General features: G+C 54.5%; 19 protein-coding genes, 1 tRNA gene and 1 pseudogene. 10 read left to right on the top strand and 11 right to left on the bottom strand.

Annotated elements, in window-relative coordinates; translation table 11 throughout:
* The 4 genes from ACLQMU_RS06405 to ACLQMU_RS06420 all read right to left on the bottom strand — a co-directional run.
* Window positions 1-674 (bottom strand): TFIIB-type zinc ribbon-containing protein (locus ACLQMU_RS06405; RefSeq protein ID WP_443673620.1); only part of this gene is annotated, 674 nt, incomplete at its 3' end.
* A gap of 15 nt (window positions 675-689) precedes the next feature.
* A complete protein-coding gene (locus ACLQMU_RS06410) occupies window positions 690-968 on the bottom strand; it encodes an H/ACA ribonucleoprotein complex subunit GAR1 (protein ID WP_422149717.1) in 279 nt (92 codons plus the stop codon).
* A gap of 104 nt (window positions 969-1,072) precedes the next feature.
* On the bottom strand, window positions 1,073-1,726 hold the full coding sequence (locus ACLQMU_RS06415; protein WP_424039600.1) for a histidinol phosphate phosphatase domain-containing protein: 654 nt from the start codon (window positions 1,724-1,726) through the stop codon (window positions 1,073-1,075).
* The gene (locus ACLQMU_RS06420) at window positions 1,723-1,998 is read right to left on the bottom strand and encodes a signal recognition particle subunit SRP19/SEC65 family protein (RefSeq protein ID WP_422149715.1); all 276 of its coding nucleotides are present in this window, start codon (window positions 1,996-1,998) and stop codon (window positions 1,723-1,725) included. The genes ACLQMU_RS06415 and ACLQMU_RS06420 overlap by 4 nt, the downstream gene beginning before the upstream one ends.
* 56 nt (window positions 1,999-2,054) lie before the next feature.
* Between ACLQMU_RS06420 and hypB the strand changes: the two genes are divergently transcribed.
* The 5 genes from hypB (at window position 2,055) to ACLQMU_RS06445 (ending at window position 4,857) form a co-directional block, all read left to right on the top strand.
* On the top strand, window positions 2,055-2,702 hold the full coding sequence (gene hypB, locus ACLQMU_RS06425) for a hydrogenase nickel incorporation protein HypB (protein ID WP_422149714.1): 648 nt from the start codon (window positions 2,055-2,057) through the stop codon (window positions 2,700-2,702).
* Window positions 2,703-2,816: 114 nt separating this feature from the next.
* Window positions 2,817-3,194 (top strand): 30S ribosomal protein S8e, encoded by a 378-nt coding sequence (locus ACLQMU_RS06430; protein WP_422149713.1) that lies wholly within the window; start codon window positions 2,817-2,819, stop codon window positions 3,192-3,194.
* Between the two features lie 133 nt (window positions 3,195-3,327).
* Window positions 3,328-3,750 carry a hypothetical protein gene (locus ACLQMU_RS06435; protein WP_422149712.1) on the top strand — a complete coding sequence of 141 codons (423 nt, stop codon included), beginning with the start codon at window positions 3,328-3,330 and terminating at the stop codon, window positions 3,748-3,750.
* A complete protein-coding gene (locus ACLQMU_RS06440) occupies window positions 3,747-4,208 on the top strand; it encodes a DUF2240 family protein (RefSeq protein ID WP_424039599.1) in 462 nt (153 codons plus the stop codon). The genes ACLQMU_RS06435 and ACLQMU_RS06440 overlap by 4 nt, the downstream gene beginning before the upstream one ends.
* Window positions 4,209-4,320: 112 nt before the next feature.
* The gene (locus ACLQMU_RS06445) at window positions 4,321-4,857 is read left to right on the top strand and encodes a hypothetical protein (protein ID WP_424039597.1); all 537 of its coding nucleotides are present in this window, start codon (window positions 4,321-4,323) and stop codon (window positions 4,855-4,857) included.
* Window positions 4,858-5,000: 143 nt separating this feature from the next.
* On the opposite strand, the gene ACLQMU_RS06450 is transcribed toward ACLQMU_RS06445, so the two are convergent.
* The 3 genes from ACLQMU_RS06450 to infB all read right to left on the bottom strand — a co-directional run bounded on the left by ACLQMU_RS06450 (window position 5,001) and on the right by infB (window position 8,277).
* Window positions 5,001-5,345 carry an STAS domain-containing protein gene (locus ACLQMU_RS06450; RefSeq protein WP_424039596.1) on the bottom strand — a complete coding sequence of 115 codons (345 nt, stop codon included), beginning with the start codon at window positions 5,343-5,345 and terminating at the stop codon, window positions 5,001-5,003.
* A 529-nt stretch (window positions 5,346-5,874) separates the two neighbouring features.
* Window positions 5,875-6,309, bottom strand: a complete 435-nt coding sequence (locus ACLQMU_RS06455; RefSeq protein ID WP_424039595.1) for a 30S ribosomal protein S6e — start codon at window positions 6,307-6,309, stop codon at window positions 5,875-5,877.
* A gap of 189 nt (window positions 6,310-6,498) precedes the next feature.
* Window positions 6,499-8,277, bottom strand: a complete 1,779-nt coding sequence (gene infB, locus ACLQMU_RS06460) for a translation initiation factor IF-2 (RefSeq protein ID WP_424039593.1) — start codon at window positions 8,275-8,277, stop codon at window positions 6,499-6,501.
* Window positions 8,278-8,529: 252 nt separating this feature from the next.
* Here infB and ACLQMU_RS06465 point away from each other — a divergent pair.
* Window positions 8,530-8,603 (top strand) — tRNA-His (locus tag ACLQMU_RS06465).
* A gap of 271 nt (window positions 8,604-8,874) precedes the next feature.
* Here the strand turns inward: ACLQMU_RS06465 and ACLQMU_RS06470 are convergent.
* The 3 genes from ACLQMU_RS06470 to ACLQMU_RS06480 are packed head-to-tail and all read right to left on the bottom strand — an operon-like array spanning window position 8,875 to window position 11,126.
* On the bottom strand, window positions 8,875-9,444 hold the full coding sequence (locus ACLQMU_RS06470; protein WP_422149666.1) for a hypothetical protein: 570 nt from the start codon (window positions 9,442-9,444) through the stop codon (window positions 8,875-8,877).
* Between the two features lie 19 nt (window positions 9,445-9,463).
* Window positions 9,464-10,834 carry an NAD(P)H-dependent oxidoreductase gene (locus tag ACLQMU_RS06475; protein ID WP_424039591.1) on the bottom strand — a complete coding sequence of 457 codons (1,371 nt, stop codon included), beginning with the start codon at window positions 10,832-10,834 and terminating at the stop codon, window positions 9,464-9,466.
* A gap of 10 nt (window positions 10,835-10,844) precedes the next feature.
* Window positions 10,845-11,126, bottom strand: a complete 282-nt coding sequence (locus tag ACLQMU_RS06480; RefSeq protein WP_424039590.1) for an AbrB/MazE/SpoVT family DNA-binding domain-containing protein — start codon at window positions 11,124-11,126, stop codon at window positions 10,845-10,847.
* 260 nt (window positions 11,127-11,386) lie between these two features.
* Between ACLQMU_RS06480 and ACLQMU_RS06485 the strand changes: the two genes are divergently transcribed.
* The 4 genes from ACLQMU_RS06485 to ACLQMU_RS06500 all read left to right on the top strand — a co-directional run bounded on the left by ACLQMU_RS06485 (window position 11,387) and on the right by ACLQMU_RS06500 (window position 14,414).
* On the top strand, window positions 11,387-12,079 hold the full coding sequence (locus tag ACLQMU_RS06485; RefSeq protein WP_424040896.1) for a hypothetical protein: 693 nt from the start codon (window positions 11,387-11,389) through the stop codon (window positions 12,077-12,079).
* A 39-nt stretch (window positions 12,080-12,118) separates the two neighbouring features.
* On the top strand, window positions 12,119-13,204 hold the full coding sequence (locus tag ACLQMU_RS06490) for a hypothetical protein (protein WP_422149670.1): 1,086 nt from the start codon (window positions 12,119-12,121) through the stop codon (window positions 13,202-13,204).
* Between the two features lie 17 nt (window positions 13,205-13,221).
* Entirely contained in the window at window positions 13,222-13,515 is a 294-nt protein-coding gene (locus tag ACLQMU_RS06495; RefSeq protein ID WP_422149671.1) for a hypothetical protein, read from the top strand.
* A gap of 698 nt (window positions 13,516-14,213) precedes the next feature.
* Entirely contained in the window at window positions 14,214-14,414 is a 201-nt protein-coding gene (locus tag ACLQMU_RS06500) for a hypothetical protein (RefSeq protein WP_422149755.1), read from the top strand.
* Between the two features lie 476 nt (window positions 14,415-14,890).
* Here the strand turns inward: ACLQMU_RS06500 and ACLQMU_RS06505 are convergent.
* Window positions 14,891-15,075, bottom strand: a pseudogene (locus ACLQMU_RS06505) (phosphate uptake regulator PhoU); the annotation flags it as partial.

Genomic DNA, 15,075 nt, shown 5'->3' on the forward strand with positions numbered 1-15,075 from the left:
CTGCCAATCTCTTTTCTTGAGACACGGGACACTTCGGCAATCTCATCGAGCGTACGGGGCACGCTGCACTGCCGGCAGGCCGCGTAGAGCGCCGCAGCTGCGACGCCTTCGATGCTCCGGCCCCGGATCAGGTTCTTGTCCACCGCGTCACGGTAGACCACGGCGGCGGTCTCACGGACGTTTCTGGGGAGACCCAGTGCCGAGGCCATACGGTCAAGCTCGGAGAGTGCAAACGCGAGGTTTCTCTCAGTTGCATTGCTGACACGGATACGGCGCTGCCACTTGCGGAGACGGTAGAGCTGGGCGCGGTTCTTCGAGGAGATTGCCCTGCCGTACGAGTCCCGGTTGCGCCAGTCGATCATCGTGGAAAGACCCTTATCGTGGATGGTAAAGGTCATCGGGGCGCCGACTCTTGACCGCTTCATGCGCTGGTCGTGGTCGAACGCACGCCACTCGGGACCGCGGTCGATGAAGTCGTCATCGATCACAAGGCCGCAGCTCTGGCAGACCAGCTCAGCACGCTCGTAATCATGGACGAGCTGCCTGCTTCCGCACTCCGGACAGACCGTCTCGGTGTGGTTCTCGGCTTTCTTTTCCTGCTCTTTAACTTTTATACGTGATTTGAGCGCTTCTCTCTCAGTCTGGAGAAGTTTTAATTTCTCAACTTCCTGCATCCGGCTTCACCATTATTATCTTGCTGTAGTCCTGATTGATCCTGAACGGGCAGTCGCGGGGGTGCGGGGTTCCCTCGCGTACACTTTCTCACCCGGTCTGACGCTGCACGGGCCATGGGAGAGGACAAGGGCATAGGGTGATTTCACGTTCCCGAAAACGTCCATGATCTTTCCCACCGGTTTTGTCCTCCGGTCCATCACTTCGCTGTACAACCCCGGGAGCTGGGCGGCATCGCATTGGATAACAAGCATCCTGCTGCCATAGGTGCTCGTCGCTCGGCCAACAACCTTCACGCAAACGACCTCGGGGGGGAGACAAAGTACTAAATTAATTTAGTAATCTATATATGTGAGACGTTACGGTATTTAAATATTGCGTGAAAGTATAAATAGAAATTTCAGCAACGGAGGAACTGGTCGATATTTAAAGACATAATGCCGGCGGATTCGGCAGCGGTCAGACCGGCACCCTGCGCTACGGTTTCTTTGCCTGTCCTGTCCAGCAAATCGTGCGGCGCATGCGCGTCCGAGTCTACTACCATCTGGCATGAGGTCTCGCGTGCGATGCGCACCACGTGACCGTTGGTGCGGTTGTGCCCGCACCGGGAAGTGATCTCGAGGGCGATCCCATTCTCCTGTGCAAGCCGGGCGTCCTCATGGGTGATAAGCCCCGGGTGGGCGAGCACGTTTACCTCACGGCAGGCACAGGCCGCGTGGTTGGTGCCGGGTGCCACCGGTTCGACGGTTGTCTCCCCATGGACGATCACGATATCCGCTCCTGCCTCACGCGACCGCCTGGCGACCGCGGCGATCTGGGAGGGCGGCACGTGCGTGATCTCGACACCGCACAGGAGCCGGACCCCGAAGAGCCGGGCTGATTCCCGGACGTCCAGCAGCGATCTTACGACCGATGCGGCATTGGACGTATCGACATGATCGGTGATGGCGACCGTGGTATACCCGAGCACGGCCATCCGTCGCACCAGTTCGGAAGGAAGCATCTCGCCATCGGAAAGGATCGTGTGGGTATGGAGGTCGTACAGGCCGGTCACCGTTTCACCTCCATGTTCCGGGCAACTTTTTTAATGAGCGCCGTTTTTTTCCCGGAGTATGTGGCTACGACCCGCCCCTCGTGCCGGGCCCAGTAGGCCGGGTGGTGGTGCTCCTCGGCCTGGCAGGCAATGCCGAGGCGTTTTAATGCCCGCTCGATATCGGCTGCCCCCGGTCCTTTCACGCCGAGCGTGCGTGGAACCCTGCGGCCCTCATCACGAGAGAGGGACGCATTAAAATAGCAGGGGTACAGGATGCATTCGCCTTTTTCCATTGCATAAAAAGTATGGGGGTCAAGATATAAACACTGTCCGCTCAAAAAGTACTGGTATGCACCACATCGACGTCAGGATGGAGAAGGATGTATACGACGTCAACAACACGATTGCGGACGGGAACGCCCGGCACTTGAAGGAACATGGCGTACGGGCTTTCGACCTGCTCGGCGCGATCGGCTCGGGAAAGACTGCGCTTATAGAACGGCTCGTCCCTCTTCTCGCGGCAAAAGGGCTCCGGGCCGGCGCGATCGCCGGCGACGTGTATGGTGACGACGATTTCCAGCGGATCATTGCGCAGGGTATCCCTGCCTACAACGCGAACACCGGCAAGGAATGCCATCTTGACGCACATCTCGTAGAGCATGCGATCGATCACCTCCCGCTCGACGATATCGATATCCTCTTTATCGAGAACGTGGGCAACATGGTCTGCCCGACCGATTTCCGGCTTGGCGCGGAAAAAAGGATTGTCATCGTCAGCTCGACCGAGGGGGACGACGTGGTCAACAAGCATCCGATGATGTTCCGTGACTGTACGATAGGCGTCATCAACAAGGTCGACCTCGCCCCGCTGGTGGGCGCAGACATTGCGAGGATGGAATCCGACATCCACCGGTATAACCCGAAGATGCCGGTCTTTAAAACCAATATGAAGACCGGTGAGAACCTCGGTCCGCTTCTCGAAGCAATCCTCGCGTGAAGAAGAAAAGGCATTCCCGATCGGGAAATACTATAAATAACTCTGAAAGGAATATATAGAGCACCATTTTTTGGAAAGGAATTTTTCCAAAAAAGATATCAATGGAGTGACACTATGCTCTGGCAGGGAGAATCAGTACGGAAGGTAACCGGCGGCCGGCGCCGGCCGGCACAGGGAAAGCGGAGATTTGAGATCGGGCTTGCGCCAGCCGACACCCATATCGGGGAAGACCGGACCAAGATGGTCCGGATCATGGGCGGGAACATCAAGGTCAGGTCCATGCGTGCGCAGTATGCAAACGTCACAAAACTCTCCAACGGTGAGACGAAGAAAGTGAAGATCGAGACCGTTGAAGAGAACGGGGCAAACCCGAACTATGTCCGGCGGAACCTGCTCACCAAGGGCGCGATTGTCCGGACCGAGATCGGACACGCCCGGATCACGAGCCGCCCCGGCCAGGACGGCCTTATCAACGCCGTGTTAGTCGAATAAACCGGTAAAGGGAATACCTTTTTTTATCTTGTTTTTCAGGCAGGCCTAGTGACCGTCACGGTATCGTGCAGGTTTAACAGCCGCAGGGGAACAGCAATTGTTTTTTTAGGTTAGGCTCTCCCATAGTGTAATCATGCGACGGATCTGTTATCGTTACCCCCAAAGGGTGGATCTCTCGTTTGCGATGGGGATGACGTTTCCTGAAACCCTGAAATATATCGCAGAACTGAACGGACAGGAGTCCACGAAGACTACCGGAAAAGAACTCGTCCGGGTCCGGGTCAAGATCGAGATCGCGATGAACCGGGCAGAATTCGGCGATATTACCCCCGATGTCCTGCGCCCCGGGGTTATCACCGAGGCGGTCGATCTTAAGATCTCGGTGCTTGCGCTTGCCCTGCGCGGGACCGGGAAAGTCCCGGTTGCAAACGATGTCTTTTACGTACGGCTCACCGACAAGAACACCTGCACCGACATCGATATCGCAAAGGAGAATGCCGGTGAAGGACTGGACGCCCTCGATTTGAAAAAGATCCTCCTTGGTACCCCGAATTGACCCTCCAGATCACGGTGGCAGCACCGTTCAGGCACACCCGCAAGACCGGGATGCGCAAGAACGAGCTCGTCTACTATTACGCGCTTGACCGCAAGTGGATGAGCACCGAGCAGGCGGCTATCCTGCTCAGGCGGGCAGAAGAGGCAGGGCTCATCAGGCAGGAGAACGGCGTCTTTACGATCCTCTTTGACCCGGCTACCGTGTCGGTCCCCATCGGGTTCAAGCCGACCTCGGCCGTCTTCGAGACAAACGATCCGTCCCAGGAGCTTATCGGCCGTATCATGAAGGCCCGGGGCGTGCCGGAGACGGACGTGGTCGCCGAGATGAACAAGGTTATCCGGGAACAGTTCGACGGGAACCTGCTACCCCCTGCGGCACTCGTCCTGCTTGCAAAAAAATACCGGGTGCCGTATGAAGATCTCCGTGACGCCCTTGTTGCCACGGTAAAGAAAAAATAACAGCGCCCTTTTTTGTTTCCTGTTTATCCCGGCGTCTTTTCCCGGGTATTTTTCCCCGCTGCCCGTATTCTCTCCAAAAAGCCATATTAAAGAAAAGGTGAAACAGGTACCTATGCGAACGCATATACATGGAGGCAGGCGGCGCAGGGGGCCCGAGATCCCGTGGCTTCTTATCGCTACGGTGGTTGGCATTGGCGTGGTTGTGGTGGCGGCGCTCCTTTTCTTCTCCGGTACCGGGGGCTTGTCCGCGGGACATGCCACGTCTTCAGATATGGTGGTGGTCCCGGCAACAACCACGGTACCAGCTCAATCCGGATCTTCGGCCACTGTGTCACCATCTTCTTCAATCGTTATCGCAACGACAACCCCGCCGGATGTCCCGGTAACCGGTGTTGCAATCAGTGTCAGCTACATCGGCGGTTTCAACGGGACGTACAGCACCGGTGGCGTGACCACGACCCTCACGGGTTCGGGATCCCAGATGTACCAGGTGGCAAACGCCACCGGTTCAGTGACGGCAGTCTTCCAGAAAACCGACAGCACCGCCACTCATGCACTGACGGTAATCATCTACGAGAACGGCAGGCAGCTTGCTACTGACAGCACGAGTGCGTCCTACGGCAAGGTTACGGTCACGGCGGCCCTGTAACTCCGGCTGGGTGCAGTCAAACAGGGGTACCTGAATACGGATTCATTTTAGTGCGCCCGCGTCAGGATATTCTCCGGGGAACTGATATGCGGGGGGATCCCGGGTGCCGGCTAAAAAAAATACAAGGGGGAAAAAATATGGGTTTACCATTTCGATACCGCCCGGACTGCTGCCTCTTCGGTATCGTAGATGGCGATAACCTGCGTAAACCCGGTCATGGAAAAAATATGATCGACAAATTCTGTGAGCGAGAAAATACCGAGATGGACTCCGGAGGTTTTTGCCATTTTCCCGATGGCAAGAAACACCCGGAGCCCGGAACTTGATACGTACTTGGTGCCGGACATGTCGCAGAGGAGGGCTTTTGGCTGGCGTGCGACATATTCCCGGAGCTCTTTTTCCAGAGTCATAGCCTCAACGTGATCGACCGAGACGGGGAGGGCGACGATGAGGCAGTCGCTTTTTTCCCGGAGTGTGCAGAGTGCCATGACAGGTTCCCCCTTTCAGATTGCCTGTGTTTTTCTAGTCTTCTTTTTCGGTATTAAGGTTTGAGAAATGATTCCGGGAGCTGCCATACTCCCGGTCGGAGCCGGATGGTCATCTCCCGGAGAGCGGTTCTTTGGGAAGAAGTGAAGTGCGTGCGCTCCCTAGGCGGGGTGGGTAAAGAAGAGGTGTCTCCCTTCATGACAGAAGGCATTTACGGCCGGCCGGGTCCGGCCGTGTGTTCATGCGGTTATCCGCAGTTGGAATACGGGCACCAGGCCCTGAACCAGCAGCCGCAGCAGCTGTATCTCAGTCCTTTCGGACATTTGGTTTTGGTAGACATACAGAGGAATTATTTCAGGGCGAAATATATCTGGCGTTGAGTGAAATTTATTTTGCACTCAAAACCCCGTCCGGATTGTGCTGCGGGAGTATTCGGGGCAGCGACACGCACGCGTACCAAAAACCTGCATACAGGAACAGAAAGGAACAGAAAAACAGCGAGCGCGAAAAAAGTATTTTTGCCCGGGAAAATTACTTCCGGACCTTCTTCTCTTTGGGCTTCTTCTCTTCGCCCTCGGCCTTCTCGGTCTTGGGGAAATGCTCATCAAGGGACTTCTCGCCGTACGCGATCACGCGGGCGTTGACCTGCACGAACTCCGGGGTGATCTCGTTCGAGCGGATCATTTTTCTCCTGCGTTCGCCATCCATCCCCGGGTGGAACCCAACGCCTTCCGCGAGCAGGAGTTTCTTTCTCCCCGCGCCCGGCAGGCTCTTCCTCGCCGGCGTCCCGGTCTGGTCCGAGCCCCCGGTGATCAGGATCTTATAGCCTGCAAGCCCGAGGGGGCCGGCGTCAACTTCGTCCCCGATGCGTTTGCCCACGATCGCTCCTGCCGCGCCGGTGCTGGCATCGACATTGTAGGCGCGACCGGTCTTGGGGTCTGATACAACAACCTTTAACTCAACCATTCTTGATTCTCCGTATTGATTATCCCGGGACGCGCCGTTGTCGGGCATCCCGTTCACTCTCCGGCTGACGGCGCAACAACGCCTGTGCACGTGAAGTACCCATCTTATTATACCAATACGCTATTAAACCCTCGCGTCCTTTCGGATCAGCCATGTGCGCCAGTCAGGACATGCCCGTTTCCGGTCCGGTCACTTGCCCCAGAACGGCTCGGCTTTGCGCCGGATCGCCACGAATTCGGCGAGCACTTCCTGCGTGCTGATATTGAGGTTCTTGAGCATCTCGCGTTCGAGCACTTTCACATGCCTTTCAGGGAGATCGACCAGCAGGTCGTCGCCCACGTTGAGCTGCCGGCCGATCGTCGCCCCATCGATCGAGATTGCCACTTCGAGGCCGGCGTCCGCCTCCCTTATCGCCTCCTGCCGGAGCTGCATGGATTTTAAGTGCCCCACCTTTTTCCCATCAAGCTTGACGAGGTCGACATCGCTGCGGAGTTTGCCGCCCAGCACCCGTACCCCGACCACGGCCGGGTTGCTCTGCCGGAAGACGCAGTCCGGCAGCAGCCGGATCTTTGCCGGCATCATCACGTGCTCGAACTGCGCCTTCTCCGCGATCCTCTTCTGCTCGTCCCGCCACGCGACGTACTGGTCGATGAGCTGGTAGATCACCTGCCCTGAGAAAACCTTTACCTGAGTGTAGTGCGGGTCTTTTATCATCTCCGCCGCGTCGGGAAGGATCGGGGTGTTGAACGACAGGAGCACGCGGAACGCCGGGTTCTTGATGGTCTCGGTATCGATCAGGTCATGCCGGCTCACCGGCCCGACCTCGGCCCGCATCACCTTGATCTCTTTTGTTTCCAGTTCCTTGCAGAGCGCTTCGAGGGCGCCGATCGTGTCCGCCTTGATCACGATCCCTTCGTCAGCAAGGTTGACATGGATCTCCTGCATCTCTTTCCTGATCCGGGTCGCGAGCTCGTCCGCATTGCCCCGGACGACAAAGAGCGGCGAACCGGCGATCACCTTTTCGAGGCCCGGGGCGGAGACCTTGATCCCCGACGCCGCGACCACCGCCTTGACGCGCTCGAACCGGTCCTCGACAAGGATCTCCTTCATCGGGCGGGGTTTTAAGAGCGACCGGACTTTGGTCACCACCACATCGTTCTGCGATGCCATCGCGATCTCGTCGCCTACCGAGAGCGTGCCATCATACAGGATCACGTCGAGGGTCGTCCCGAGGCCGCGCTCCTCTTTTACTTCAAGGACCGTGCCTGCACCCGGCCCATCGGCCGAAAGCCTGAGTTCCTCGCCTAGATAGCGCTGGGCAAGCCCTATCATCACCATCAGGAGATCGGCGATCCCTTCGCCCGTGTGGGCGCTCACCGGCACGATCGCAAGGTTGCGCCGGAAATCCGAGACCCGGTCGTACCGGTCCGCGGAGAACCCGAGGTCTGACAGCTTGCCTACGATCTCGTAGGTCTTGGTCTCGACATCGGTCTTTACCCTCTCGTTCTGTTTTGCAAATGTCGACAGGAACGATTCGTCCCTGTTGATCCGCCAGCCGTGGATCCGGTCGATTTTTGTTGCCGCGATCACGAATGGCGTCTTGCAGTTCCTGAGGATCTGGAGCGCTTCGACCGTCTGGGGCTGGAACCCCTGGCTGATATCGACGACGAGGATTGCCATGTCGGCAAGCGCCCCGCCTCTGGCCCGCAGCGTGGTGAACGCATGGTGCCCCGGGGTGTCGATGAAGAGCAGGCCGGGGATGTTGATCGGGATCTTCTCCATCGATCCGCTCATCTTACGGATCGCTTCGATGGGGACGATCGTTGCCCCGATGTGCTGGGTGATCGCACCTGCTTCCGATGTGACGACCGATGAACCGCGGATCCGGTCGAGGAGCGAGGTCTTGCCATGATCTACATGCCCCATGACGCACACAATCGGCGTCCTGATCTTCGGGTCTGCCGCCATTTACCCCCCCCGTTCGCACGTGCTCCGATCGTGGATTAAAAATCATCCATGGCGCGGCGTCATCCGACGCCGCATGCCATCTTTTATGAATATCCTGTCAGAGCCACCTGATATCTTAATGGATGCCCCACCCTATTAATAGTCGCTCCCGGACAGCTGCCCGGGACCGCCTCATTCCTCCGTCTCCGGGGGCCCTCGCGGATCAGGGAGTTAAATTAATCAGAGTTCACGACCAAGTTAACAGGAACATCTGCCAGGGTAGGGTAGTCTGGTTATCCTAAGGGGCTGTGGATCCCTCGACCCGGGTTCAAATCTCGGCCCTGGCCTCATTCCAGTGGGTTTTGTCCAGGCCCTCTTTTGCTGCTTATCCCGATTGGATTTCCTTTCCGGTTGTCTGCGGGGAGAACCGGGGTTTTTATCGTCCTGCAACGTTAAAACGTGAAATTTTTTTATGTGCGGGCCGTCACCCGGTCGCGGGAAAAAAAACCCGGGAGATAAGGATCCGGGCCGGGATACCGGTCAATGCGCATGTAATTCCGTCTGCACACGTCTTTGAAGAGTGTTGTAAAATTTTCAAAAAGCCGGTCTGGTAACACGTTACCTTGTATTCTGCATGGGTACAGGAGCATATTTTTTCCGGATATGCCCGGGATACCCCATCGTAAAGATGATCCCGGAAATGAGCACGATATAGGTAAGGACCTGAAAAATGTGCCCGGCAAGTCCCGGGGTGACAAGTGCGATCGCATTCAGTCCTGCATTGATCGAAAAAATCCCGCCCCATATCCCGGTCATAAATACATTGACCCGGATGAAAAGCGGTTTGTCCCAGAGGGCTTTCTCAACCATTCCGCGTGCATACTGGAGAGTGAACGCTTTTTTTAAGAGGATCGAACCGAAGGTGACTGATGCAAGTGCGGCATAGATCAGGATACCCATATACGGAATGATGCAGGTCATGCCAAGAATGCCGATCGCAACCAGCATGCTGCCGAACAGCACGAGGTTTGCCCATGACAGGATCATCCCTTTTCTCAGATCTGTCCATCCGACGACGATAGCGGCCACTGTTGCAGCAGCGAGTGCTATTGTGACCCCGGAGATGACGGCAATGGCCCCAAAAACAATCAATGGGAGAAAACCCGGGAGCAGGCCACTCTTTTTCATATCGGGGTCTCCGGAAAAATCAGGTATTCCTGAGCACGCCTTCAAACGGCTGGATCATGTGGTGTTTGATATCGGAAAATATTTTTTTCCGGAAACCGGGGATTTTAATCAGCGGGACAAAGATCGCATTGAATATCCGGGTCCTCAGGTCCTTCCGGGGGAAATCAAACATGCCGTGCTCCCTGTAGTAATGGTAATCGGCCTGGAACGCAAGCCGCATGTCCCCATAGATGCTGTCACGGAATACCTTGTGGCCGCCGACTGCATAGAAAGTATGCGGAGGGATATACCCGAATTCCGCACCCGTCACGAGGCGCGTTGCTGTTGCGTCCACCAGCGCATCGAGTTTTCCGGAATCACCGCACTCGTCCGTAACAAACAGGGCACGACACCCCCCGTTGTCTGCCCATGCCGAGAGTACCTCTTTGAGGTTTGGCAGCTGCTGCAGGGGGCCGGCAATGACAAACCCGATCTGTTTTCCCTTGAGGCCCGGGATATGGCCTTTGAAAAAACTCCGGTCAAAGAACTGTTTCCATATTGATGAGAGATACCGGTCGTGCACCGTGCCGGCCATGATGACGATGTCGGCTGCCCCCAGTGTTTTTGTGAACAGATCCCGGTACCCGTCCGCGTATACGCACGTATTGTCATACCCGCACTGGCAGCACCCGAGGCACCCGCCCCGGATATCCGCGTCATGCAGGTTGACCCGCTCGGCAGTACCGGAAAAGGCCTGCATGAGCCGCCCGGTCATTTTTGCACAATTGGCGGAACTGTCATCGGAGTCGGTAAGAATGACAACTTTTTTCCTGCCGGTCCTGACCGGTTCCGGTGCCGGGCCCGGAACATACGGCCATGACGGCCATACAAGGGGTGCATGCTCCCGCTGGATCGGTACCTTATCCGATAGGATGGAAAAGAGTACCTGTGCGAATTTCTCCAGCCTGCTGCGTTCCTCCGCTATGAGCAGGTCCCTCATCCCGGCTGAGTAAAACCCGCCGTAGCGCATGCCAAGATCATCGCAGATCGCATGCACGTAGGCATGGGCGGTATAATCGAAGAAGTGGATTGAAGTGGAGAGCGATGCAGTGTATTTCCCGGAAAATGCTTCTTCTGCGTGGCGCTCGAAGACCAGTTCGATAAACCGCTTATACTGGGACGGTACGAGCATGAAATAGAGGGGAAATGCCCAGAGCACAAGGTCTGCGGTTCGCACTGCATCGATGATCCCGCCAAACACGGCATCATCTTTTTCGATCTTACGGATATCCAGTGCCACATTGAAGATCCGGTATTCGTGCGCCGGGAATTTTTTTTGCATGTACGCCACGTACTGCATCGTGACACTGACAGATCCTTTGGGGCTGCCGTTCAGTACGATAATTTTCATTCGTTTCACCTTATGTATCTGCCCGGGGACTGCTTGCTGTCTCAAGAATTTTTTTTGCGAATTCCTGCAGTGCATCGGCTTTTACAAGCGCAATGCCCCGCTCAACATCGCCCAGTACGAGCAGGATATCACCGGGTTCGATGCCGAAGATCTCCCGGGCTTCCTTTGGGATGACGACCTGCCCCCGCTCCCCGACCTTCACGCTGCCAAAGAGATGTTTTGTTTTCTCTCTCCGGGGAGCCACCAGTTCGTCTACAAGGTTTTCCGTTCCCTTACAATTCATCTTTTTCATACTTTTCATAATTGTATGATTATTCATATTTATATTAAAAATTTTCCGACAGGGCTGGGTAATGATTATGAAGCATACCTACTGGATGCAGGGTTTTTTCGAGGGATGCACCTTCTTTATGAGGGGGGTAGTTTCCTTAATAACATAGGTGGCCTGCCCTCGCGCTGAAAAGGGGGGGGGAATGTATATATATTTTCTAGATTTAGAATATATTTAATCAATAAACTCTATTCACATGGGTGAGAGATATTAAACATTGGATGAACGCGACACACTGGGATCTTACCGATGTTGCAGCGCTCCATATGGGACTCTCCCGCTCCCATCGGGAAATACTCAGGCAAAATGTCATGGTGCCCGACAGTTGGGGCATATTTGACAAAGTGCGGCATTATATGCCGCTCTGCTCCTTTTTTGCCGGTGAACTGACCCGTGAGGCGATCCGTGAGGCAGAAACCGCGGTCCATGAGACCAGCGCACTGGAGAAACTCGGCTACGCTATGCACTTTATGCAGGACGCAGGCAATCCGTGGCATGCCCGCCCGCTCCTGCCGTCCTGTCAGAAAAATCATTCCGTTTATGAAGAATATGTTGCGAGGAATATGCGGGACGGGTTCTGCTTTCGTCGCGCGCTCCTGAATACACCAGAAGAAGGGGTTATTCACCACCAGTTTACGCAGAGAATTGGAGATGGTGCTGCATACCTTGCCCGGCAGTCTGTAAAGAAATTTCCATTTCTTGATGCCTGCATCTATGCAGATCCGGCATGGCAGGAGAACGAGGAGGTTGCGGAGGTAACCCTCTCGATTCTTACTGCATGCCTGCAGATGTGCGAGACCCAGATCCATTCATTCTCAATCCGGGCGGAATCACAGATAACGCGGCCAATCCGCCTGACAATCGCGGTGACCTGGACATTCTTTGGATCTGATGAGCGGAGACTTGCTACCTGATTGACAGGCTTCAATATCAATTGAAAGGAACAGCGAAGAATGGGATCGGTATTTGTTGCGCCACTGAACTGGGGACTGGGTCACGCGTCCCGGGATGTACCGATCATCCGGGAACTACTCCGCCACGGTCATGAAGTTACTATCGGTACCAGTGGGAATGCACTCGAGTTTCTGAAAAAAGAGTGCCCTGAATGCGGGTTTATCCGGTTCGAGGATTACCCGGTTCCTCACAACAACGGCAGGGTCTTCCTGCCGACGTATACGGCCTACATCCCGCACCTTATTGAAGCCTACCTCGCGGAACGGAAAAAAGCAGAAAAAATATTCTCAAAATTCGCGTTCGATCTCATCATCAGCGACTCCCGTTCCGGCGTCTTTTCGCATCATGTTCCTTCAATTCAGATTACTCATCAGCTGCACCAGAGCCTTCCCCTGATTGCGTGGCCGATGGAACTGATTGGGATATACATTCAGGCTGACGCATTTTCCAGGTTCACAAAAATTGTGGTGCCAGACAATCCCCCAACAAAGGGCGCTCTTGCGGGAAAACTTTCCCGGACACCTGTTCCGGCACTCCGCGATCGTATTTATTATTGCGGAATACTTGCAAGTGTCCGCAAAGAAGCGGTGAAAAAAGATATCGATTACCTGATTGTCATCTCGGGAATGGAACCCCAGCGTACGGTGCTTGAAAAAATCCTTCTGCCGCAAATCCCGCACCTTCCTGGCAGAAAAGTGGTTCTCCTCGGTAAACCAGCAACAGACCGGGTTATTACGCTGGATGACGGGACCGTCGTCTTCTCGTATATTTCCGGCAGGGAAAAATCATTGCTCATGTCGCGGGCGCGGTTCATCATCTGCCGTTCCGGGTATACCACTATGATGGACATTGCTGAGGCCGGACTGGGAAGCGGGCTTTTTATTCCAACACCGGGACAGTGGGAACAGGAATATCTCTCCCGGTATTACCGCAAAGAAGGATGGTTCCTCTCCCGGAGCCAGTACGGTCTCCGGCTTCCCCGGGATCTCCGGTGGGCGGCCGGGTTCTCCGGGTTTCCACCTATGACTGCAACAGACGAGAATGTCGGCCGGCTCTATCAGAAAGTGTTGTCAGAGTATCTCTGAAATGGAGGTATAAAACGATGAAAAAAAGTACCGATATGGGCAACATTCAGGATCGGCCCGGGGAAGAGCCGGTGGCGCTGGCTTATCCTACTCTGGATAGACTCGCTCTGGCATGGAGCATCGGTATCGGCATTGGGTACGTATTTCTGATCTCTTTTATCTGCTGGATCGGGTACCGGTGTTTTCTCATCTATGGTGCATATCGTGCCGGCGACAACTCATTCATCGTGGCCGAACTGAAAACGGATGTTCTTATCAGTGCCGCATATTTTGGCATAGCGGGTATCCTCAGAAAAGCAGGATATATATGAGGTGTTGGGAAAAAGGAAATTTCAGTCGCTGCCATTTTCTCGCTGTGCAGGGAAGTTTCAGATAAGTGTCTCCCCCCGGAGTGCCGGGTAGAACCTCCATTGAAAATTCCCGCTTTTTACGCTGTTGTTTTCTTGATTACAGATCGGACATCGCCGGTTTTTCAAGAGAAAGGGACATTTGCCTATCTATTTTGTACTCCACCGGATAGCTTCGGATTAAATCAATACTTTTAAAAAATATATATACTTAATCACCAAATCTATATAGTTAAGAGATGACATAGTAGTGAGGAGAATGGACCTATCGAAACAAATCTTCCTGGAGCAAGACCCTATGATCAAATCGTACAGGATCCACCAAGAACAGATAAAAAAAGTTGAGCAGAGCCTGAAAGCGCCATATCTGATCCATAAGGCCGAATCCTGCATGCACGAAACCTCTGGCCGGGCTGGAATTCAAATCGAGCGACCGGAACATACGGCCGTTACCAGGCCGACGCGACGGCAAAAATTCCCCGGGCCGGGCCGGAAAACATCTGACTGGGAATCCGATGACAAACGGGAGCTGCAATTGTTCCCGTCGCCACTTCCTGCGATACGGTGTACCCGGTGCAGCGCTCGTATGCCCATGATGGATTTTCTCTATACGAAAAAGACCGGCTTGTGTATTTCCTGCTGGGAAGAGCGGGAGGCATAATATGGCAATGAAAAAGAAAAAAACGGAAAAAACTCAAACTCCAAAAACAGGAGAGTCATCAGGCCAGAAAACGCACCTGAAGTCGGGTAACCCGTCAACAGAACCCACCCGTCCTGTTTTCGTGCGTTTGGGAATGTCCGTCGGAACTCTTCTGGATCGAACCAGAGCGTATTTCACATGGGTGACAAAAGCAAAAGCGTGAAGAAGATCTTTGAACCGTTTCAGTACTGCAGATAAAAATGAGTTTTCCCTGGCGCAGGAGCGGCGTCTGAAGCATCGGTGCTTGAGTATATGAATCATCCGGATTGCCTGCCTTTCTTACATGCCGGGCGTTCACGATAAATTTTTTCTGGCTTGCCTCACGGTCTGGTCGCACCTGCCAGTTTGGTAGTGATCTGCATATTAGCCTCACGGCCCTTCCAATATCCCCTGCATAAGTCCGGACAATCGCGACAGGACATATTATATCGCTTTCGTATATCCCGGGACTTATGAAACTTGGTTCCCGTTGTTCTGGATTTGTAGTTTGTATCGGCCCTGAAAAAATAGGAACTCTATTAAAAAACCTCCTGCAACTCTTGATCTAGACGAATTATTGTGGATTTCTCCGGGAGCCGGAAAAAGATTGCTTGTTATAAAGAGGTTATCACTCCCAAAGTCCGGTGTGTACTAAAATGATTATTTTCCTGCAGGCCGGCGTTGGAGGGAGCGGTTTTCCTCGACGATATAGTTGATCACGTTCTCGGCAATATCCTCAGAATATTCACCCGCCCTGCGGATGCTCTCGGCGATATAACTGATAGAAATCGCGGCAACGGTCTCCTGCTTGAACGCCATGTTGCTGATATCCCCGCAGATGTGTT

This window comes from Methanoregula sp. (assembly GCF_052325125.1).
GTDB lineage: Archaea > Halobacteriota > Methanomicrobia > Methanomicrobiales > Methanospirillaceae > Methanoregula.